This window comes from Microbacterium jejuense (genome assembly GCF_019511665.1).
Classification (GTDB): domain Bacteria; phylum Actinomycetota; class Actinomycetes; order Actinomycetales; family Microbacteriaceae; genus Microbacterium; species Microbacterium jejuense_A.
Genome location: NZ_JAEUAW010000017.1, coordinates 1 through 20,987, shown reverse-complemented (window position 1 = coordinate 20,987; position 20,987 = coordinate 1). Strand labels below are relative to the sequence as shown.

General features: G+C 73.2%; 15 protein-coding genes. 11 read left to right on the top strand and 4 right to left on the bottom strand.

Features of this window, described 5'->3' with window-relative positions:
• Positions 1–64: 64 nt before the first annotated feature.
• Genes JNB62_RS16725 through JNB62_RS16715 form a run of 3 tightly spaced genes read right to left on the bottom strand, consistent with a single transcriptional unit; the run spans position 65 to position 1,823 of the window.
• Positions 65–733 (bottom strand): DUF3618 domain-containing protein, encoded by a 669-nt coding sequence (locus JNB62_RS16725; RefSeq protein ID WP_220302035.1) that lies wholly within the window; start codon positions 731–733, stop codon positions 65–67.
• Positions 730–1,149 carry a phage holin family protein gene (locus JNB62_RS16720; protein WP_220302034.1) on the bottom strand — a complete coding sequence of 140 codons (420 nt, stop codon included), beginning with the start codon at positions 1,147–1,149 and terminating at the stop codon, positions 730–732. Before JNB62_RS16720 ends, JNB62_RS16725 begins: the two co-directional genes overlap by 4 nt.
• The gene (locus JNB62_RS16715; RefSeq protein WP_220302033.1) at positions 1,146–1,823 is read right to left on the bottom strand and encodes a hypothetical protein; all 678 of its coding nucleotides are present in this window, start codon (positions 1,821–1,823) and stop codon (positions 1,146–1,148) included. Before JNB62_RS16715 ends, JNB62_RS16720 begins: the two co-directional genes overlap by 4 nt.
• Before the next feature lie 324 nt (positions 1,824–2,147).
• On the opposite strand from JNB62_RS16715, the gene JNB62_RS16710 reads away from it, so the two are divergent.
• The gene (locus JNB62_RS16710) at positions 2,148–2,783 is read left to right on the top strand and encodes a hypothetical protein (protein ID WP_220302032.1); all 636 of its coding nucleotides are present in this window, start codon (positions 2,148–2,150) and stop codon (positions 2,781–2,783) included.
• Here JNB62_RS16710 and JNB62_RS16705 read toward each other — a convergent pair.
• Positions 2,776–3,363: a hypothetical protein gene (locus tag JNB62_RS16705; protein WP_223231217.1), complete on the bottom strand. Its 588-nt coding sequence runs from the start codon at positions 3,361–3,363 to the stop codon at positions 2,776–2,778. The two genes, JNB62_RS16710 and JNB62_RS16705, sit on opposite strands and share 8 nt — an antisense overlap.
• Before the next feature lie 120 nt (positions 3,364–3,483).
• On the opposite strand from JNB62_RS16705, the gene JNB62_RS16700 reads away from it, so the two are divergent.
• The 10 genes from JNB62_RS16700 (at position 3,484) to JNB62_RS16655 (ending at position 20,953) form a co-directional block, all read left to right on the top strand.
• A complete protein-coding gene (locus JNB62_RS16700) occupies positions 3,484–4,464 on the top strand; it encodes an ABC transporter (RefSeq protein WP_220302031.1) in 981 nt (326 codons plus the stop codon).
• Between the two features lie 88 nt (positions 4,465–4,552).
• Positions 4,553–5,104: a hypothetical protein gene (locus JNB62_RS16695; RefSeq protein ID WP_220302030.1), complete on the top strand. Its 552-nt coding sequence runs from the start codon at positions 4,553–4,555 to the stop codon at positions 5,102–5,104.
• Between the two features lie 165 nt (positions 5,105–5,269).
• Positions 5,270–5,929: a spermidine/putrescine ABC transporter substrate-binding protein gene (locus JNB62_RS16690; protein ID WP_220302029.1), complete on the top strand. Its 660-nt coding sequence runs from the start codon at positions 5,270–5,272 to the stop codon at positions 5,927–5,929.
• A gap of 152 nt (positions 5,930–6,081) precedes the next feature.
• Positions 6,082–7,233, top strand: coding sequence for a serine/threonine-protein kinase (locus JNB62_RS16685; RefSeq protein ID WP_220302028.1), 1,152 nt, complete (start codon positions 6,082–6,084; stop codon positions 7,231–7,233).
• 17 nt (positions 7,234–7,250) lie between these two features.
• Positions 7,251–13,406 carry an Ig-like domain-containing protein gene (locus JNB62_RS16680; RefSeq protein WP_223231216.1) on the top strand — a complete coding sequence of 2,052 codons (6,156 nt, stop codon included), beginning with the start codon at positions 7,251–7,253 and terminating at the stop codon, positions 13,404–13,406.
• Between the two features lie 90 nt (positions 13,407–13,496).
• Positions 13,497–14,462 carry an AAA family ATPase gene (locus tag JNB62_RS16675; protein ID WP_220302027.1) on the top strand — a complete coding sequence of 322 codons (966 nt, stop codon included), beginning with the start codon at positions 13,497–13,499 and terminating at the stop codon, positions 14,460–14,462.
• Complete coding sequence (locus tag JNB62_RS16670; protein ID WP_220302026.1) at positions 14,459–15,865, top strand: DUF58 domain-containing protein; 1,407 nt, start codon at positions 14,459–14,461, stop codon at positions 15,863–15,865. Before JNB62_RS16675 ends, JNB62_RS16670 begins: the two co-directional genes overlap by 4 nt.
• Positions 15,862–18,459 carry a transglutaminaseTgpA domain-containing protein gene (locus JNB62_RS16665; RefSeq protein ID WP_308291836.1) on the top strand — a complete coding sequence of 866 codons (2,598 nt, stop codon included), beginning with the start codon at positions 15,862–15,864 and terminating at the stop codon, positions 18,457–18,459. The genes JNB62_RS16670 and JNB62_RS16665 overlap by 4 nt, the downstream gene beginning before the upstream one ends.
• Positions 18,456–20,093, top strand: a complete 1,638-nt coding sequence (locus JNB62_RS16660; protein ID WP_220302025.1) for a DUF5684 domain-containing protein — start codon at positions 18,456–18,458, stop codon at positions 20,091–20,093. The genes JNB62_RS16665 and JNB62_RS16660 overlap by 4 nt, the downstream gene beginning before the upstream one ends.
• A 101-nt stretch (positions 20,094–20,194) precedes the next feature.
• Positions 20,195–20,953, top strand: coding sequence for a hypothetical protein (locus JNB62_RS16655; RefSeq protein WP_220302024.1), 759 nt, complete (start codon positions 20,195–20,197; stop codon positions 20,951–20,953).
• The last annotated feature ends 34 nt before the right edge of the window (positions 20,954–20,987 follow it).

Sequence of the window (20,987 nt, the reverse complement as noted above, 5' to 3'; positions counted from 1 at the left end):
CAGAACTCACGAAGGGCCCCGGTTCGCCGGGGCCCTTCGCCGTTCCACGGGGAGAGTGGATGCCTCACCCCAGCCGGTCGGGTCGCTCCGGGCCGGCGGCGTCGGGCATCGACATGCCGGGTGACGTGGTCCCCGCCTGCGCCGCGTCACCGGCCGGGGAGTCGCCGCCCGCCGTGGCGGAGACGTTGTCCTTCACGCGCTCGGCGGTGTGCTGCGCCTCGTCCTTCACGGTCTGCGCCGATGCCATCGCGGACTCCTTGACCTCTTCGACGGCGTCCTGCGCAGGGCCCTTGAGCTCGTCGGCGACGTCCTGTGCGGCATCCTTCGCGACGTCCATCGCCTTGTCGACGAGAGGCTGGGCGCGGTCGCGCAGCGAGACGCTGAGGCGCTTCTCGGCGTCGGTGGCGGGGATGAGGCTCGCCACGAGGAAGCCCACCCCGGCGGCGAGCAGGCCGACGACGATCGGAGCGCCCTGCGTGGCGCGGCGCGCCTTGTGCGGCAGGTCCTGGATCGCGTCGCCGGCGGTGTCGAGGGCGCCCGCCGCGGTGTCGCCGACGTCGTCGGCGACCCCCATGACGTGGTCTCTGACGTCGCCGAGCGCCTGGCGCACCCGCGTGCGCTGGCGCTCCATGATCTTCGGGGGCGAGACCTTGTCGGCGAGTGCGTCGACGTCGCGCCCCAGCTCGCCGCGCGTCGCCTCGATGTCGGCGCGGATCTGGTCGGGGTTGCTCATGATCGGTTCTCCTGGTTCCTTCTGAGTGCTTCGGGTATCTCCTTGACGGTCTCGACGGTCTGCGGGGCTCCCCGCACCGACGCCAGGCGGCGGCGGCCGACGGCGTACATGATGCCCGCGATGATCGCCCACAGGACGGCGACGATGACGCCGGACCAGCCGAGGCCCACGAGGGTGCCGAGCGCCCACCACAGGGCGAGGCTCAGGAAGAGCACCGCCATCATGGCCGCGTACCCTGCCACGCCCATGAGCCCCGCTCCTGCGCCGGCCCGCTTCGCGGACTGCGACAGCTCGGCCTTGGCCAGCTCGAGCTCCTGGCGCATGAGCGCGGACAGGTCGCGCGAGACCTCGCCGACGAGCTCGCCCAGCGACGTCTCGGACGCCTTCTGCTGAGACGGCGTGGGCATGTCGGTCATGGCCGTGCCCCGCCGCTCGGCGACCACGCGTCGCCCGTGTCGCCCGTCCGCGCGTCGTGCCCGAGGGCGTCGGCGATCGGGGTGTCGCCGCCCGGGCCCATGCCGGCGTCCGCCTGCATGCCGAGGTCGGGCGACGAGCCCTGGCCGCCGGCGCCGGTGCGGGGTGTGGATGCCGGAGCCGCCGCCGCGGGGGCGGTGCCCGTTCCTGTACCCGCTCCCGTGACGTTGCGCGTGCCGCCGCCCGCGGGGAGCGCAGCGTCATGCGAGCCGCCGGAGTCGTGGGCGTCCGAGACGAGCGCCCGCGTGAGGCGGCCGGCGACGATTCCCACGGCGAACGACGTGATGACGAACGCGACGGTGTGCCGTCGTGCGTACCGCCGCACCTCGCCGACGACGTCGGCCGGCTGGCGCTGCTCGAGCCAGTCGGCCGCGCGGCGGGTCTGCTGCCCGATCATCCGCACGGCGTCGGTGGCCGCACCGCCGGAGGTCGCGCCGTTCGCCAGCCCTTCCAGCTCATCGCCGGTGCCGCGCAGCGCGTCGGCGGCTCGGCGCTGCTGCACCGCGGCCTGATCGGCCAGCTGCGTCCGCGTCTCTTCGAAGAACCCGCGCGCCGCCTCTTTCGCATCGCGCGCCGTGTCGACCGCTTCGTCGACCGCGACACCCGCGACGTACATCGCGCCGGCGTCGACTTCGGCGACGTCTCGATGGCGCGTTCCTTCAAGTCTTCGCCCGTCGCGGCCGTGCCGTCGCGGGGCGATTGCTCGAATGTGGACATCCTGCTCCTCCTGTCGCTCGCGGCGTCGCGGGGGAGGTCCGTCGCGTCGCTGCGGGAGACAAACGTGCGTCACGCTCGCGGTCGTGCGGAGGGACTGGATCCGGCGGCGTGCAGCGAGTATCATCGCGGACCCGCGCGGGGGAGGTGCTCGGAGCGCCCGCCGCGCGCCGTGTCGCGGCATCCCGTTCTCCGACTTACCGTGGGGGTGACGGTCGGGGGGACCATGGCACGGATCGGCGGGCGCAACTCGTGGATCGCCGTGCCCGCGGGGATGCTGTGCGCCACGGTCGTGGCGGCGCTCGTGTGGCTGGCGCTGCCGATGGTGCCCGTGTCGATCGGATGGCTCGGCGACACCCTGCGCAACGCGACCGCGCCGCGTGCCGCCCCTTCCGCCGTGCCGTCGCCGGCCCAGGACGCGGCGGCCGGTGCGGCCGTCGACTGCCGGTCGATGTACTCCGACGATCTGTGGAACGAGCTGACGTGGCACACCGGGTCGCTGCTGAGCCAGTCGCTCGCGGCGCCCGCGACCGACGCCCGTGCCTTCGCCGACGCGGTGACCGCCGACGTCGCGGTGACATGCGTGTGGCGGTTCGACGGCGGCGGCATCGTCACGACCCTGGCGCGCGTGGACGCGGACGCGTCGGCGGTCGCCGAGCCGTCGCTCGCGTCGGACGGCTTCGCATGCACGTCGTCGGCCGAGGCCGTGGAGTGCACCCGCACGCGGGGGAGCGTGGTCGAGCAGCACACGCTGCGCAGCGGGCTGTGGCTGGTCAGCGTCGAGACGGGATGGCACCCCGACGACTTCGGCGCCCGCCTGGAGCGGCACGTGTTCGGCGACGCCGGCGGCGGGATCAGCTGAAGATCGCGGTCACCACGGCGGTGGTGTAGCCCGTCGGGGCGAGGTTGGAGTACCTGGTGTCGATCAGCACGCCGTCGCGCCAGTACAGTGTGCGCCCCGACGTGACGGGGTAGTTCGGGTCCTGCCACGTCTTCTCGCAGCGCGTGCCGCTGTCGGGCGTGTAGCAGGTGAACCCGTCTTCGTCGGCGAGCTTGTTGAGCTGTTCCAGTGCAGGACCGCGCGACACGTAGGTGATCGAGGTGACGAGGTTGGTGGCATCGGCGGCGGGGTCGCCCCACACGCAGATGAGACTGCCGTCGGGCTGCGGTCCCGAGGCGCCGAAGGCGGGGTCGTTCAGCGGCACGCCCTCGAGCTGCGCGAGCACGTCGGCGTTGAGGATCGCGCGGCAGTCGGTGGGGATCTCGGCCTGCGCGGTCGGCGTCGGCGTGGGCGTCGGGGTGGGCGACGAGGACGCCGACGGCGTCGGCGTGAAGGTGAAGCCGCCCTCGGGGGTGTCGTCGGGAGCGCACGCGGTGAGCGCGGCGAGCGCGAAGAGGGCGGATGCCGCCGCCGCGGCCATCCGGAACGCTGTGGATGCCATCGCCCCAGGCTAATGGGCGGCGTCCGTCCGCGCCGCGCCCGGCACGCCTCCGCGGCATGGGAGCGTGCACGGGATACTGTCGCTCTGCAGGGCGCTCGCCCTGCGTGAGGAGTGCTGACGATGAGTGACCCCAAGTCGTCCTACGGCGAGCCCGTCGAAGAGCCTGGCGGCGTCGACGACGTCGTCGGTCGCGCGAACGAAGGTCTCGCCGAGGCGGAGGCCGCGGGACGCGGCGCCGACACCGCCGACACGTCGCAGTCCGGCACGCCGGCGGTCGCCCCATCCGAGCCCGCCGCGGCCGACGCCGAGCCCGCGTCGGCGTCTGGTGCCGCACCCGCGGCAGCGGCCCCCGCAGAGCCCGACCCGTGGGACTCCGAGGAGGCGGCATCCCTCGACGTCCCCGCCACTCCCGCGGCCGACACCGCCGTGTACACGTCGGCCGCCGACGACTCTCCGACCGTCGTCGCCGCGCCCGCCATCACTCCGAGCGAACCCGTCGTCCCCGAGACGACGGTCGTCGCCGCGCCCGCCGCGCAGCCGATCTTCGTGCAGGCGCCCGAGGCGCCGCGTCCGCGCGGCAACCGTGCCGCGGCGGGTGCCATCGGCCTGCTGGCGGCCCTGTCGTTCGGCGTGCTGTACCTCGCGCTGTGGATCGGCGTTCGCGCGATCGAGGGCGACGTGACCGGCGACACCATCGGCACGACCGTGCTGGACGCGCTGCGCACGTGGTCGCTGTGGGTTCCGGTGGTCGTCTTCTTCCTGGCCTTCTGGCTGCTGGGCGCGATCATCAACCGCGGCCGCTGGGGCGCGTGGGTGGTCTTCGGCCTGCTCGTGGGCGCCGCCGCGTACGGCGGGCACATCCTGGGCGCGCTGTTCCAGGCGCCGTTCTGGGAGCTGACCGCCAGTGAGGGCGCCGCGCTCGTCGAGAGCCAGCTGCTCACCCCGCTCGCGTTCGGGGCGTTCGTGATCGGTCGCGAGCTGACCATCTGGTTCGGGGCGTGGGCCGCGGCACGTGGCAGGCGCGTCACCGAGCTGAACATCGAGGCGCAGCGCGAGTACGAGCGCACGCTCGAGGCGGGCCCACAGCTCGTCCGTCCGTAGCGCTGACGCGCACCGCTTCTTGGATCCCCGGTCTCTCCGAGACCGGGGATCCGTGCTGAGACGGGGGCGCCGGACGTACGCTGGAGGCATGGCCGCTCACGGTTCCGCAGGAGCGTCGGGTGGGCCCGTGCGCCCACCGGTGGCCCTGGCGTTCGCGACGATCGGGTTCGCGGCGCTGACGATCTTCGGTCTCGGCATGGTGAGCCTCTTCACCGGCGAAGACGTCATCGCGACCCCGGGCCTCGGGCAGATCCCCGGCATCGTCGGCGTGATCCTCGCCATCCTCGCCTTCGCGGGCGGCCTGTGGGCCGCGATCGGCCGGTCGGGCGAGAGAGGGGATGCCGCCGCACCCTCCGGCGCTGCCGGCGCACGCGCCGCGACGCGGGGCCCGTCCTTCTGGGGCGTGGTGTGGACCACCGCGGCCGCGTTCCTCGCCTACATCGGCGGAGTGTGGATCGCGGCTCTGGTGACGGGGGCCGACCTCGGCGTGGCCACGGGTGTCGCCGGCCGCCTGGCGACCTCCTGGTTCGGGGCCGTCGTCGCCGCGGCGGCGTTCGTGAGCGCCTGGGCCGGCATCGCCCTGGTCCGCACGCGCGCGCGTCGCCCGCGGTGGCCGTGGGAGGACCCCTCGGAGCCCTGACCCGCCCCACCGCGGCTGTGCCGGCGCGCGGGCCGCCGGCATCCACCCCCCCGCGCCTCTCCGTGACTTGGCGTATATGTACGCGACACGCCGGCGTGTCGCGTACATATACGCCAAGTCACGGGATCCGGGCGATCCGGGATGCCGCGTACTACCGTTGACCGCGTGGAGCGGTCGCTCGAGACACAGGTCAGCCAGGCGGTGGACGCCTGGCTCGCGTGGCTGCCCCGCTGGGAGCCGGCCACCCACCGCGGACGCACCGCGCCGTGTCGCCGGTGCTTCGGGTCTCCCGTGCTCTCGGCGGCGGGGCTGGGCGCCGACGTGCCGCACGGCGTGCAGCACGGCCTGTCGACCCGCGTGAAGACGATCGTCGACCGCTCGGTGGCCGAGTACACGGCGCTGAACCTGCCGATGCTCCAGGCCGAGCTCGATCAGCAGGCCACCCGCAACCGGGCGCGAAGCTATCGGCCGAGCGAAGGCCTCGACCCCGAGTTCGAGGGTCTTCCGCTCGATCCCGATCCTGTGCCGGGCGCACCCTTCCTCTTCACGATCGCGGGGCTCGCCGAAGAGGCCGACGCCGATGTGCCGGCGCTGCCGCCCCTCACCGACGAGGCGAAGGCCGCCCTGCGTCAGGAGGTCGGGCTGGCCGACGACTACGCCAACATGGTCGGCCGCGAGGTCTGCACGATCCTTCTGCACCACCGCCTGCGGATCCAGGCCGCCGTCGCGGAGTACGTCGAGCCGCAGATCGAGGCGATGCTCGCCGATCTCACGAAGTCCCTGGACGCGCCGTTCGATCCGCGCGACCAGGACGAGTTGGACTGAATCCAGCAATACCGGGGGGACGCACGCTTTCCCGTCAGGACCCACCTGGCGGCGTGGTGAGGCCGGTCACCGACTTTTGTTAGGCTGGCCAGGTTTGTTGCCGCAGCGTCGGCGCGCACGCAGACGTCTGGCTCGGGGAAGGGGGAGGTGCGGTGGCAACGCGGCTTCCTTCTGCGCCCCCGATCGTGCCCGGGCTCGCCTACATCCGCCCGTTGGGATCGGGCGGGTTCGCCGACGTCTTCCTGTACGAGCAGGACATGCCGCGCCGCAACGTCGCCGTCAAGGTCATGCCCAGCGACGTGCGCGACCCCGAGCTGCGGCGCATGTTCAACGCCGAGGCGGATGTGCTCGCGCACCTGTCGGCGCACCCCTCGATCGTCACCGTCTACCAGGCGAGCATCTCGGCCGACGGCCGCCCGTACATCGTGATGGAGTTCTGCCCCGGCTCGCTGTCGCAGCGCTATCGGGTGGAGCGGATGCCGGTCGACGAGGTGCTGGCGATCGGCGTGCGCATGGCCAGCGCGCTGGAGTCCGCCCACCGTGCCGGCCTGATCCATCGCGATGTGAAGCCGAGCAACATCCTCATCACCACCTTCGGCACCCCGGTGCTCGCCGACTTCGGCATCTCGGCATCGCTGCAGCGCAAGAGCGGCGGCGAGGTGCTGGCGATGTCGATCCCGTGGAGCGCGCCGGAGGTCGTCGCCGAGCAGACGAGTGGCACGGTCGCCAGCGAGGTGTGGAGCCTCGGTGCGACCGTGTACTCGCTGCTGGCCGGCCACAGCCCGTTCGAGCGCCGTGAGCGCGGCCAGAACACGAAGGACCTCCTGCGCCGGCGCATCGCGCGTGCGTCGTACGTCGAGATCCCGCGGCACGACGTGCCGGTCGCGCTGCAGACGGTCCTCGCCACGGCGATGAACCGCGACCCGGCCCGCCGTCACGACTCCGCCCGGGCCTTCGGCGAAGCCCTGCGTTCGGTGCAGGCCGAGCTCGGCCTCTCGCCCACGCCCCTGGAGATCCCGGACGCGGAATGGTCGCCGGCATCCGCCCCCGTCGACTTCGCCGACTCCGGCCTGCGCGGTCCTGCGCGCTCGCGCGTGGAGCGCGACGTGACCCGCAAGTCGCGCGGCGGCACGGGTGTCGCGGCCCTCGCCCGTGATGAGGACACCGAGATCTCGGCGCCGGCCCGCCGCCGCGGCGCAGGAGGCTTCCGACGTGCGCTGCCCTGGGTGATCGGCATCGGCGCCGGGCTCGTCGTGGGCGCGGGCGCAGTGGTCGTCACGCTCGTCTCGACGGGGGCGCTCTGATGGCCGAGGGGCGGCGCATGCGCCGCGGCACCCTAATCGGGCTGGTGGCGGCCGGAGCCGTCGTGGCGACGGTCATCGGCGTCAGCGTCGTCTGGCCGGGCCTGGATGCGCAGGAGACGCCAGACGTCGACACCGCCGTCTGGGCGCTGCAGACCGGCGAGGGACGCCGCTACGCGCGCGTGAACACCTCGGTGGGCGAGCTCGACACCGTCCGCAGCATCAGCAACCCCGACCAGGTCGTGCAGACCGGCGACGGGGCGTACCTCTTCAGCGACAGCTACAGCACGGTCACGCGCATCGACGAGTCCATGCCCGCCGATCTCGACGAAGAGGCGCTGCAGTCGTCGCAGAAGACCCCGGCGGGCACGACCGAGGTCGTGACGGCAGGGGACTACGCCGCCTACCTGACCGATTCGGGCGCCGTGTACGCCGGACGCCTGTCGGGCGGCCCGGCGGCCAAGCTCGATCCGTTCCCGTCCGACGCCGAGGATGCGCCGCAGTACACCGCGGACGCGATCGCCGTCGACACGCGCGGCAGGCTGTTCGCCTACTCCCGCGCCGACGGCTCGGTGCTGCGCTACGACATCGACGCCGCCGACGTCCGCGGCCGCGACCCGCTCGACCCGGAGGGTCTGTCGACGCCCGCCATCACGGCGGCCGGCGACACGTGGGCGCTGGTCGACACCGAGGACGGCGACGTGTGGCTGCGGGGTCAGGATGCCGCCACGCAGGCGCCGATGACGAGCACCGTGGTGGTCGGCGCTCCCGACGCGCGCGGCTCGGACATCTACCTCGCCGACGACACGACCCTCGTGCGGGTGCCGGTCGACGGCTCCGACATGCAGGTCGAGGTCGGCGGCGGCAACGGCGCCGTCCTGGGCACGCCCGCGCAGCCGGTCACGCACGACGACGTCACGTACGCGGCGTGGCTCGGGCAGGGCGACACCGGTGGCCTGCTGTGGCGCTCGGGCGAGGGCACGGTGCCTCTCGACTACAACGGCGACAGCATGGGCGACGCCCGGCGACCGACGTTCGTGCTGGGCGCCTCGGCCATGATCCTCAATGAGACCCGGTCGGGCTGGGCGTGGTCGGTGCCCGACGGCGCGCTGATCTCGTCGAGCCAGGACTGGACGCTCGACGACCGCACCGATCCCGACGCGGTGCCGAGCGACGAGCAGCTGCAGGTCGTGCTCGATCCGAAGCCGCCCATCGCCGAGCCGGACGCCTTCGGCGTGCGCCCGGGCGCGCTGGCGACGCTGCCGGTGCTGCTCAACGACCACGACCCCAACGAGGACGTGCTGACGATCGACCCCGCGTCGGTCACCGGGCTCGACCCGGGCTTCGGCAGCGTCACGGTCACCGACGACGGGCAGCGGTTCGCCGTGCAGGTCGCCGCGGATGCGACCGGCTCGGCGACCTTCTCGTACGCCGTCACCGACGGCACGGCCGAGAGCGGGCTGAACTCCGAGCCCACGACCGTCACGCTCAACGCCGTCGGATCCGGCGCCGAATCGGCGCCCGAATGGTGCGGCGTCGAGCGGTGCCTCGTCGAGTGGCCGCAGCCCGAGGTCGCCCTGGGCGGAACCGTGACGGTGCCGGTCCTCAACGGCTGGGTCGACCCCGAGGGCGACCCGCTGCTGCTGCTGTCGGTCGAGAACGTCAACGGGGTCGGCAGCGTCGCGGCCACGCCCGGCGGCGATGTCGTCTACCAGCACAGCGACGACGGCCAGACCGGCGAGCAGATGATCGAGCTCGCGGTGACCGTCGCAGACACACAGGGGCAGACCGCCGTCAAGTCCCTCGTGGTGCGGGTCTCGCCGCAGCCGAAGCTCGCCGTGCAGTCGTTCGCGGTCACCGACACGGTCGCCTCGAGCATCACCGTCGACGTCGCCGATCATGTCACCGGCACCGCCGGCACGCTGTCGCTCGACTCCGTCCGCGTGCTGGACGACGCCGCCGCGACGGCGACCGTCGTCGGCGGCTCGACGTCGTTCGACTTCACCGCCCGGGATCCGGGCACCTATCGGGTGGACTTCACCGTGACCGACGGCACGAGCGAGGCGACCGGGACGGCGCGGGTGACGCTGCTGCCCGCCGATGCGCCCGCTCAGCTCGCCACGTCGCCGGTGGTGGCGTTCGTCCACCCGCAGGAGGACGCCACGCTCGAGGTGTTCGACGCGGTGTCGAATCCGACGCGTCGCGTGCTGCTGCTCAGCGACGTGGTCGCGCGCGCCGACGACGGCGCCACGCTGTCTGTGGACGCCGTGGGGCAGAACCACCTGCGCGTGTCGGGGACGACGGCCGACGGCAGCCCGGGCCGCCTCGGCACGGTGACATACCTCGTGAGCGACGGCACCGAGGATGCGGGCTCGAGCGTGCAGGGACAGGCGACGGTGTACCTGCTGCCGCCGGCTCCCGAACTGGCGCCCATCGCCGTCGACGACACGGTGGTCGTGCGCGCCGGGGCGCAGATCGACATCCCGGTCCTCGACAACGACATCTCGCCGGCAGGCGGGCGCCCGACCCTCAACCCGGCATCTGTCGCGTCGTCGACGCCGGATGCCCTCGCGTTCGCCTCGGGGGACGTGCTCCGCTACCTCGCTCCCGACGCGCCCGGCGAGTACGGCGTCGACTACTCGGTGTTCACCACCGGGTCGCCGTCGCTCGCCGACAACGCGACGGTCCGCATCCAGGTGATCGACGACGACGCCAACCGGGCTCCGACGGCCGACACGATGGAGGGCCGCGTGCTCAGCGGCCAGGCCGCGCAGATCGAGTTCGACGGATTCGGCATGGATCCCGACGGCGACGTCGTGACCCTCGACCGCATCGTCGAGCAGCCGCAGCGCGGTGCCGCGACGATCGCCGCGGACGGGGCATCCATCATCTACACCAGCGTTCCGGGCGACAAGGGCCAGGTCTCGTTCCGCTACCGCGTGGTCGACTCGTTCGGCGAGAGCGCCGAGGGCACCGTGCGCGTCGGCGTGCTCGACAGCGAGGCGAACCCCAGCCCCATCACCTACACCGACTACGTGCAGGTGCAGGCGGGCGAGGGCAACACGATCAGGGTGAGCCCGCTGTCGAACGACGTCGATCCGACGATGGGCACCCTGACGGTCACCGACATCCGGCCCGACGCGCCGACGACCCTCATGGACGGCAGCGAGAACCCCGAGTACGCGCGCCTGAACGACCGCATCCTCGACGTCGACGACGCCACCGTCGTGATCGCCGCGGGGGACGAGCCGGCGACGATGTCGTTCCTGTACGACGTCGAGTCGTCGTCGGGCAACACCGGCCGCGGCCTCGTGGTGGTGCGGGTCGTGCGCGAGAGCGTGCCCGACTTCCCCGTCGTCGCCGACACGAACCTCACGGTCGAGACGCGCGACGACTTCCCGCGCGGCGTCGATGTTCTGGACGGCAAGGTGACGTGGTCGGGCGGCGACGTGGGCGATCTGACGCTGTCGCTGTGGGGCGAGCCCGAGGGCATCTCGGTGCAGGGCTCCGAGCTGCGCGGCGAACTGCCCGAGAAGACCCGGCTGATCCCGTTCGCGGTCACCGGCACGAACTCCGCGGGCGAGGAGGTCACCTCGTACGGGTTCCTCCGGGTGCCCGGCGACGACGACCTCGCGCTGACGCTGCGCGCCGGTGCGAAGACGCCCGAGGTGACCGAGCAGGAGTCGACGACGTTCGACATGGCCGAGCTCGTGGCGCGGCCCAAGGGCACGCGGCTTGAGGTCGGCGCCGAGATCCAGGCGTCCGGAGCGCGCCCCGAGGCGGTGTGCGTCATCGAGTCCGGCACCACCGTGCGCTACGACGCGGGCACGGGCGCCCCGTGGGTGGACGCGTGCCGCGTGCAGGTGCGCATCGACGGCAAGAGCGAGTGGACGTACCTGTCGGTGCCGATCACGGTGAAGCCGCGCGACCCCCAGCCCGAGCTGCGTCCCGCCTCGATCACGGTCGGCCCGGGCGAGACGGCGACGTACGACCTCAAGACGATGACGACGTGGCAGCTGCGGGCCGACTGGGAGGGGATCGTCTACGCCACGGATCACTCCGGCGGCGCGTTCGAGGTGTCGCAGAGCGGGTCCACCCTCACCGTCACCGGCGCCGACCGCGCCGTGCCCGGGTCCGAAGAGGTCGTGATGGTCTCGGTGACGAGCCACCCGGCGGTGGCGCCGGCGCGACTCATCCTGCGCGTGGGCGCGGCGCCCTCGACGCTGCCGCAGGGCGGCTCGGTCGTGAAGCAGTGCACGCAGGCGTCGGGCTCGTCGTGCGGCATCCCGGTCATCGGCGCGAGCGGCGAGGTCAACCCGCTGCCCGGGACGCCTCTCGAGCTCGTCAGCGTGCAGCCCACCGGCGCGTGCGCGGGCGTCAGCTTCGCCGTGGCGTCGGCGACCTCGATCACCGCGTCGTGGACGGGCGACACCCCGGGCGCGACCTGCACGGCGTCGTTCTCGGTGCGCGACGCGCAGGGCCGCGTCACCAACTCCGAGCGCGACGGCCGCGTGCTGCTCGACCTGCTGGGCTACCCCAAGGCACCCGCGAGCGTGTCGCAGGCGTCGTACGCCAACGGGTCGGCGACGCTCCGGGTCGACCCGGGCGAGGCCCGGCTGGCCTATCCGTCGCTGACGGGCTTCGTCATCCGCTGGAACGGGCAGGAGGTCGCCCGCTGCACCGCCAACGGCGCGTGCCCGGCGATCCCGGCCCCCAACGGCGAGCAGCGCACCTACGAGGCGTGGGCGGTCAACTCGGTCGGCGAGTCCAAGTCGAGCGTGCGCACCGTCGCGTGGGCGTACGACGCTCCGCCGGCGCCGCAGCGCGTGACGGCCGAGCCGGTCGTGACGGGCGACGGCCAGGGCAACATCGTGTCGCTGGTGATCGACGGCATCGACACCGGTTCCACCGGCAGCCTCGAGATCAAGAGCGACACCGGCGAGACGGTGCGGGTGCCGGTGAACGGCAACCGCCCGAGCGTCGAGGTGCCCTGGTACCGCGTCGGCAGCAACCAGGCGCGCCTGGTGTCGGTCACGGCGTATTCGCGCTTCGACCTTCCTCCAGGCCTGGGCGGCAGCGCCTCCGGCGGCACGGTCACCACGATGGCGAACGGGATCGGGAATCCGCAGACGCCCGCATTGTCGCTCACCTCGAAGCCAGGTGCCGATGGCACGGCCACGATCACGGCGACGGCTTCGGCCAGCCTGAACGGCGACGGCTCGACGCTGCTGTTCGGCGTCGTTCAAGAGGGCCAGCGCTGCGTCGCGGATCAGCCCGCGAACGGCGCCACCGACACTTCGTTCCACGCTGACTTCACTGTCGATGACGGCAGGGACTACACGTACCGTCTGTGCGTCGAGTCGTACTGGGACGGCCGCTCCTACGGTCGAGCGGAATCGTCGGCGAGCACCCGAGCGGAGCAGAGCCGCGACGCTCCGAAGGGCTACACCTTCGTCGTCGGATCTCAGCCACGCGACGCGGGCAACCGAGCCGAATGGGTGATCACGGACACCCCGACGTCGACTGAGCGCGTCCCGCGCAACAACGAGGTCCGCTTCTCGAACTTCCCGAACAGCCCGATCTTCGACAACGACCCGCAGATCCAGGTCTGGTACCACCACCAGTTCTGGCAGACCGACTCCGCACGGGCTACCGTCGCTCCCGCTGCAGGCAGCGCCCCGTATCAGGTGTGGGCGAACTGGAGCATCGGCCGATGCGAGGGCGGCCAGGTGCTGGTGCTCGGGGGGAACTCGTCGACCGCCGGCGGGAAGAAGGCGACCATCACCTGGAGCGACGCGAACGTCGTCTTCCGAGCCAAGAACGGGCGTCAGTTGACGTACGAAGGCGGGTGGAAGGTGCCGGCTGGCACGGCCAGCATCGAAGGGCTCAGGTGGACGGCGTCATGGGGTGCCTTCGGCCTCGGCAACGCGACGAAGACGTTCAGCGTCGCGAACTGCACGCCGAACGAGCCACTCCCGACGGGTGTCGTCGCCGGCTCGCCGGGCTACTTCACGCCCGACTACGCGCGGGTGCCCGGCAACATCAGCGAACTGCGCTCTCTCGGCAGTCTTGGGCAGACCACGACACCCTGGGCGCGCGGGCAGTACGTGGTGCTCGGCGATTCGTCCGAGGCCTACTGGACAGGCACGGCCTGGCTGAGCGATCGGGCCCCGTAGGCACCGGCTCCAGCCCCCTGAACCCGGACCGCCGCGCGCCCGCGGGGCGCGGCATCCACTCTCCCTCCCCGAACCAAGGACGACAACGACATGACCATCACGCAGGAGCAGGCCGACTGGTTCGCGCAGACGTTCGGCCAGATCGCCGACAACGTCGAGCGCGCGGTGCTGGGCAAGCGTCACGTGGTCGAGCTGGTGCTGACGGCGATGCTGAGCGACGGGCACGTGCTGCTGGAGGACGTCCCCGGCACCGGCAAGACGTCGCTCGCGCGCGCCATGGGGCAGTCGGTGCAGGGCACCAACACGCGCATCCAGTTCACGCCCGACCTGCTGCCGAGCGACATCACGGGCCTCAGCGTCTACGACCAGAAGGAGGGCGTCTTCGAGTTCCACGCCGGACCGATCTTCGCCAACATCGTGCTGGCCGACGAGATCAACCGCGCGAGCCCGAAGACGCAGTCGGCGCTGCTGGAGGTCATGGAGGAGGGGCGCGTCACCATCGACGGCGTCTCGCGTCCGGTGGGCGTGCCGTTCCTCGTGCTGGCGACGCAGAACCCCGTCGAGCAGGCGGGCACCTATCGGCTCCCCGAGGCGCAGCTCGACCGCTTCATGATGCGCACGTCGCTGGGGTACCCGGACCACGCCGCGACCGTGCGGATCCTCGACGGCGCGGCCGTCGCGACCGCCGAGCTCACGCCGATCATCACGCCCCAGGCGCTCGTGGGCATGGCCGACCTGGGTGCGCAGGTGTACGTCGACGCGCTCGTGCTGGACTACATCGCGCGTCTCGTCGACAGCACCCGCACCGCCGACGAGGTGCGCCTGGGCGTCAGCATCCGCGGTGCGCTCGCGCTCACGCGCGCCGTGCGCACGCGCGCCGCGTCGCAGGGCCGCACGTACGCGACGCCCGACGACGTCAAGGCGCTGGCCGTGCCGGTGCTGTCGCACCGCCTGATCCTGCACCCCGAGGCCGAGTTCGACGGCGTCACGCAAGAGACCGTGGTCGGGCAGGTGCTGCTCGACGTGGCACCGCCCTCCCGACGCGAGACCGCATGACCCTCGAAGAGTCGCGGCTCACCCGCACCGTCCACTCCACCGGCACCGCCGGTCGCACCGGCGCGTCCGGACGCACGCACGTCACCGCGACGAGCACGGCGTTCGGCTCCACGGGCCGGTCACGGCGGTCGCGCGCGTTCGTGCGCGCCGCCGTGTGGTGGACCGGCGTGTGGCGCGCCGCCGGCTCGGGCATCCGGACGGCGGCCGAGTGGTCCGCCGAGACCATCCGCCCTGCCGGCGCGCTCGTCGCGTTCGCCGCGACCGTCGGTCTCGTGCTCGGGATGCTGTTCGGCTGGGTCGAGTGGATGGTCGCGGGGGCGGCATCCGTTCTTCTGCTCCTCGCGGCGATCCCGTTCCTGTTCGGCGCGCGCTCGTACGACGTCGACCTGACGCTCACGCACGAGCGGGTCGTCGCGGGAGACGACGTGGCCGGCGAGATCGTGGTGCGCAACGACGGCCACCGCCTGTCGCTGCCGGGACGCATCGACATCCCGGTGGGTGCGGGACTCGTGGAGTTCGGCGTGCCGCTCCTGCGGCCCGGGCACCACATCGCGCAGCAGCTCGACATCCCCGGCATGCGCCGCGGGATCGTGACGGTGGGACCGGCGACGACGGTGCGCAGCGACCCGATCGGGCTGCTGCGCCGCGAGCACGCGTTCGAGGACGTGCACGAGGTCTACGTCCACCCGCGCACGACGTCGCTGCCGTCGACGAGCGCCGGACTCATCCGCGACCTCGAGGGCAGCCCGACGCGACGGCTCGTGGACGCCGACATGTCGTTCCACGCGATCCGCGAGTACGCGCCGGGGGATTCGCGACGGCAGATCCACTGGAAGTCGACGGCTAAGACCGGCCGCCTGATGGTGCGGCAGTACGAGGAATCGCGGCGTTCCCGCATGGCCGTCGTGCTGGCGGTCTCGGAGGCCGAGTACGCCGACGCCGACGAGTTCGAGCTCGCCGTCTCGTGCGCCGCGTCGCTGGGGCTGCGCGCCGTGCATGACGCGCGTGACGTGCAGATCGTCGTCGGCTCCGAGATCCCGCGCGTGGTGCGCGGCCGGCTGCGCGCCATCCGCCACATCCCGTCGGCGGCGCCGCGTCCGATGCTCGACGGGTTCAGCGGCGTGGATCTGCTCGAGAGCACGATGCCGGTGGGCGACGTGTGCCGCCTGACGGCCGAGTCGGCCGAGCGCCTGTCCATCGCGTTCGTCGTGGTCGGCTCGGGCGTCCCGCTGACGCGCCTGCAGCAGGCCGCGCTCGCCTTCCCGGCCGACACCGAGGTCGTCGGCCTCATCTGCGACGAGCGCGCGCACCCGCGCATGCAGCCCGTCTCGGGCATGACGGTGCTCACGGTCGGCACGCTCGAAGACCTGGCCGGCCTGCTCCTGAGGGGAGCGACGTCGTGAGCGCGGGCAAGGCGCCGGGTGCCCCCGGCACGGGCAAGGTCCCCGTCGTGGGCGCGAGAGTGGATGCCGCCGCCCCGGGTGCGCCGTCGGACCGCCGCGCCGCTCCCCGGCGCTTCGTGCCGCGTATCGCTGCCGGCGCCGTGTTCGCGCTGCTGATCGTGGTCGTCGCCGCCGTCGCGGCATGGCCGATTTACCGCTCGGGGAGCTTCCTGCTGCTCGTCGGCGTCGGCTCTGTCGTGGGCGGCGCCATCGCCGCCGTCGCGTGGTGGCGCCGCTGGAACGCCGCGATCGTCGCCGGCGTGCTGGCCGTCACACTCGTGCTCGTCGGCGTGCCGCTCGCGGTGCCCGCGCGCCTGGGCGGCGTGCCCGAACTGGTGCGCGGTCTCGCCGAGCTCGCGAACGGTCTCGTGTTCGCGTGGAAGGACCTCGTGACGGTCGAGCTTCCCGTCGGCTCGTACCGCAATCTGCTGGTGCCTGCGCTCGTGGTGTTCCTGATCGGCACGTGCCTGGTGCTGCTGCTGGCGTGGCGAGACGACCGCGCCGCGTACCTCGCCGTGCCGGTGGCGCTCGCGATGGTGTCGTTCGGCCTGTTCTTCGGCCGCACGTCGGTGAGCGCGCCTTTCGTGCTCGGGCCCGTCACCCTGTACGCGCCGGTCGAGACCGCCATCGGTGTCGCCGGGCTGCTCACCTGCCTGCTGTGGCTCGCGTGGCGCACGCACGACCAGCGCGTGCGGGCGCTGCAGCGGGCCGCGGCATCCAGCGGCGTGCGCATCTCGCGGCGCCCCACCGGCGCTGACCGCCGGCGCACGGTGCTCGGCACCGGCATGGTCGCGGGCGCGCTCATCATCGCGATCGCCGTCGTGCCGTACGCCGCGCGCGGTGCCGACCGAGACGTGCTGCGCTCCGCCGTCGGACCCGACATCGACCTCTCGGCAGAGGTCAGCCCGCTCGCGCAGTACCGATCGCTGTTCGCCGACGACCGCGCGGGCGACGTGCTGTTCAGAGTCGAAGCGGCCTCGGGCGCCCTGCCCGAACGCGTGCGCATCGCGACCCTCGACGCCTACGACGGCGAGGTGTTCCGCTCCGGCGGCGAGGGCGCCGTCGACGCCGGCCGCTTCGTCCGCGTGCCCTCGGCGCTCGACGCGGGTGAGGGCGACGAGGTCGCGCTCACGGTCGAGATCGGCACGTGGGACGAGATCTGGATGCCGACGGCGGGCCGCCTGCGCTCCGTCGACTTCGCCGGCGACCGTGCCGCGTCGCTGTCGGACCGGTTCTACTACAACGCCTCGGCGGCCGCCGGGGTTCAGACCGCGGGCGGCGGGCTGGCGGCCGGCGACTCCTACGTGGTGCACGCGGTGACGCCCGCGGCCTCCGAGCTCGAGAGTCTCAAGGCGCCAGGGAGCCAGGAGGGCGTCGCCGCGCCCGACAGCCTGCGCGCGTGGATGGATCAGCACGCGACGGGCTCGGACGGCGCGGAGCTCGCGGGTCTGGTGAAGCTGCTTCGCGAGCGCGGCTACCTCAGCCACGGACTCAGCGAGGGCGAGAGCGCTCCGGTGTGGACGCAGGCGCTGGGCGACTACTCGTTCCAGCCGAGCGCGTCGGGCCACTCGCTCGCGCGCATCGACACGATGTTCTCCCGCCTGCTGGAGCGCGAGAGCGATCCGCGCGCGGAGGCGTCGGGCAACTACGTCGCGGCCATCGGCGACGACGAGCAGTTCGCTGTGGCGGTCGCCCTCATGGCGCGCGAGCTCGGCTTCCCGTCGCGCGTCGTGCTGGGCGCGCGCCTGACGACGGCCGAGCCCGAGCTGTCGGTCTGCGACGACGGCGCGTGCCGCGCCGAGGACCTCACCGCGTGGACCGAGGTGCAGGCCGCCGACGGCAGCTGGACCGCCATCGACGTCACACCGCAGTATCGCCAGAGCCCGAGCCTCGACGTCACCGAGCAGCGCGACCCCGAGAACGTCACCGAGGTGCGCCCCGACACCGTCGAGGAGGTAGTGCCGCCCGACCCGACGCAGGAGGACTCCGCGTCCGACGACCAGGACGAGCAGCAGACGGCGCTGGATCTTGCCTGGCTGTGGCCCTTCCTGAGGCTCGGCGGCATCGCCCTGCTCGTCCTGCTGATCGCGTTCGGCCCGTTCCTCGCGATCGTGTGGGCCAAGGCCGCCCGCCGCCGTCGTCGCCGGCGCACCGGCACGCCTGCCACGCAGGTGGCCGGGGGATGGGACGAGTACGTCGACGCGGCGATCGACAGCCGCCGCCCCGCGGGCCGCACGCTCACCCGCAGCGAGCTCGCCGCCTCATTCCACACGCCCGCCGGCGCCGATCTCGCCCGTGAGGCGGACCGGGCGGTGTTCTCGCCGGCAGCGATGTCGGCCGACGACGCCGAGCGCTATTGGCGGGCGGTCGACGCGGAGCGCCGTGAGCTCCGCCGCGAAGCCGGTTTCTGGCGCGCCGCCGGTGCGGCAATATCGTTGAGGTCGTTGCTCCGCCCGCTCAAGCCCGAAGCGGGCGTCCGCGCCCGATCCGCCGATCAGGTCCGACTTGCCGAAAGGGGGAGACGACGGGCCGAGCCCGTGCGTCCCACGCCATGAACGCCACCGATGCCACCGCCGCCCTCGTCGGGTCGCTGATCAGCCTGCTGCTGTCCGCGGCTGTGTACGTCTGGATCGCGCTCGCCCTGTCCGCGGTGTTCCGCAAGTCCGGGGTCGAGTCGTGGAAGGCGTGGGTGCCGATCCTCAACTCCGTCGTGCTCCTGCAGCTCGCGGGATTCTCCGGCTGGTGGCTGCTCATCGCCTTCGTCCCGGTGCTGGGTGCCCTGGTGCTCGTGGTGGTGTTCGTGTTCGTCGTGTACCGCCTGAGCGTCGCGTTCGGCTTCGGCGTCGGCATGACCGTGCTGGGCATCCTGGTCTTCCCCGTGTGGGCATCCGTCATCGGCTGGGGGAGCGCCCGCTGGGTGGGACGAGAGGTCGTCCCCGCGCCGTCGCCGCGAGCCGCAGAGGCGGCCGCCGGGCTTCCGCCGCTGCCGCCGTTCCCCTCGCCCGTGTCGCGTTCGGGCGCACCGGCCGCCTTCCCCGCCCCGGGTGCGTCCGACCCCGCCGTGAGCGGATTCGCGCCGCCGCCCGCGTACACGCCCCCGGCCCCCGCGGCCGCTCCGGCGGCGGCCGCTCCAGCGGCTGCCGCGACCCCGGCGACCCCCGAGACGATGCCGGCACCCGTGCTGCCTCCTCAGGCCGCAGCGCCGGCACCGGCAGCACCGGCCTCCGCCCCCGCGGCCGGCCAGGGCGCCACCGCGCAGACTCCCGCTCCGGTCGTCGTCCCGCCGCCCGGCGGGTGGACTCCGCCGCCGCTGCCTGGACGCCCCGTCTCGGCGGCCGCCGCCGAGGCTGCGCTGGACGGGGAGCCGCTGCCGGCGGCATCCTCTGCTCCGACGGGCGAAGCCGACCCCTGGCAGGGATTCGGTCTCGACACCACCGACCACAGCGCCGAGGTGACCGGTGCGTTCCCGGGTGCACCGGCGCCGATCTCGGCCGTGCCGTCGACCGGCCCGGAGGCCATCCCGGCCGTGCCCGCCGCCTACGAGGCTCCCGAGCGATACGCGCCCAAGCAGTCGGCGCCGGCCGCTCCCGGCGAGGGCATCCTGCGCCCGCCGGTGACGGACGTGCCGCTCCCCGCGATCACGGGCGAGGACCGCGAGCCGTGGGCGCCCGCGCGCTCGCCGATGGCCGACGCCGACGCGTTCCCGGAGGCATCGGGACCGGTCTCGGCCGTCTCGGGGGTCGACGCGGGCATCCCGTTCTCGGCGCGCTCGTCGGTGTCGGCGCAGCACGGCCGCCCCGAGGTCCCGGGCGAGGACGACCAGGACGTGTTCGACGAGACCGTCATCGCGCGCCGCAAGCGCACCGAGTGGACGCTCCTGCCTCCGACGGGCGACCCGGTCGCCCTCACGTCCGACGTCGTGATCCTCGGGCGCCGCCCGTCGGCGGACGCCGCGTTCCCGAGCGCTCAGCTCGTGCCGATCCAGGACGGCACGGTGTCGAAGACGCACGCGCGGCTGCAGCTGCGGGACGACCGCTGGTACGTCGTCGATCTCGACTCGACGAACGGCGTCCTGTTCGCGACGGTCATGGGCACGGAAGTCGAGGCGACCCCCGGCGTCGAGGTCGAGGCGGGTGACCGCTTCCTGCTCGGCGACGCCGAGATCCGGCTGCAGCGGAGCGACGGGTGATCGTGCCCGAGCCCCCTCGACCCGCCGCCGGCGCATCGAGCGGAGCCTCCGGGCACGGGGGCCCAGCGGACGACGAGCCCACGCACCCCGGGGCGCCCGACGTGGACGAGGCCACCGTGCTGTCGACGCGTCGGCGGCCACCCGGCGCGCCGGCGGACGACGGTCTCGACGACCGCACGGTGCTCTCGACGCGCCACGGCGCAGCGGCCGACGACGCGCTCGACGAGCACACGGTGCTGTCGACGCGCCGCGGCGTGCCCGACGACGCCACGGTGCTGTCTGCGCGCAGAACGCCGGTGCCGCAGACCGACGAGCTCGACGATCGCACGGTGATCGCGCCGCGACGGGCTCCTGCGCCGGTCGAGCCCGACGACATCGACGACGGCACCGTGATCGCCCCCCGCCGTTCCCTGGCGGCCGCAGATCCCGACGACCTCGACGCGACCTCGATCGCCGGACGCCGCCCCACGGCGCCCGAGCCGTTCCCGGGCACCTCGGCGCCGTCCGGCCGTACCACCGGCGGGACGACGATGGAGGACCGCACGGACGAGACCGTGCTGCGCTCCGTGCGTCGCGCATCGCCCGCCGCCCCGCCCGCGGGGGACCCCGCCTCGACGCCCATCGCGCGCCGGGCGGCGTACGTGCCCGGCGACGAGGCTCCGGACCGCCGTGCGCCGCGGTCCGTCGGCCCGGTGGTCGCGACGCGCGCCGTGGTCGCCCCGCCGTCTTCTGTCACCCCTCCGCCGGCCCTGGACGGCACGGCGTCGCGTCGTCGTCGCCGACGTCTGCTGATCGCGGTCGCGGTGTCGATCGTGGTGCTCGCCGCCGCCGTCGTGGCGCTCGTGCTGCTGCTGACCTGAACCGAGGATTCCGATGACCCTCCCCGCATCCGCC

Bases quoted from the DNA above. Each gene is read 5' to 3' on its own strand.
- JNB62_RS16725 (WP_220302035.1), bottom strand. From the start codon at position 733: ATGAGCAACCCCGACCAGATCCGCGCCGACATCGAGGCGACGCGCGGC.
- JNB62_RS16720 (WP_220302034.1), bottom strand. From the start codon at position 1,149: ATGACCGACATGCCCACGCCGTCTCAGCAGAAGGCGTCCGAGACGTCG.
- JNB62_RS16715 (WP_220302033.1), bottom strand. From the start codon at position 1,823: ATGTACGTCGCGGGTGTCGCGGTCGACGAAGCGGTCGACACGGCGCGC.
- JNB62_RS16710 (WP_220302032.1), top strand. From the start codon at position 2,148: ATGGCACGGATCGGCGGGCGCAACTCGTGGATCGCCGTGCCCGCGGGG.
- JNB62_RS16705 (WP_223231217.1), bottom strand. From the start codon at position 3,363: ATGGCATCCACAGCGTTCCGGATGGCCGCGGCGGCGGCATCCGCCCTC.
- JNB62_RS16700 (WP_220302031.1), top strand. From the start codon at position 3,484: ATGAGTGACCCCAAGTCGTCCTACGGCGAGCCCGTCGAAGAGCCTGGC.
- JNB62_RS16695 (WP_220302030.1), top strand. From the start codon at position 4,553: ATGGCCGCTCACGGTTCCGCAGGAGCGTCGGGTGGGCCCGTGCGCCCA.
- JNB62_RS16680 (WP_223231216.1), top strand. From the start codon at position 7,251: ATGCGCCGCGGCACCCTAATCGGGCTGGTGGCGGCCGGAGCCGTCGTG.
- JNB62_RS16675 (WP_220302027.1), top strand. From the start codon at position 13,497: ATGACCATCACGCAGGAGCAGGCCGACTGGTTCGCGCAGACGTTCGGC.
- JNB62_RS16670 (WP_220302026.1), top strand. From the start codon at position 14,459: ATGACCCTCGAAGAGTCGCGGCTCACCCGCACCGTCCACTCCACCGGC.
- JNB62_RS16660 (WP_220302025.1), top strand. From the start codon at position 18,456: ATGAACGCCACCGATGCCACCGCCGCCCTCGTCGGGTCGCTGATCAGC.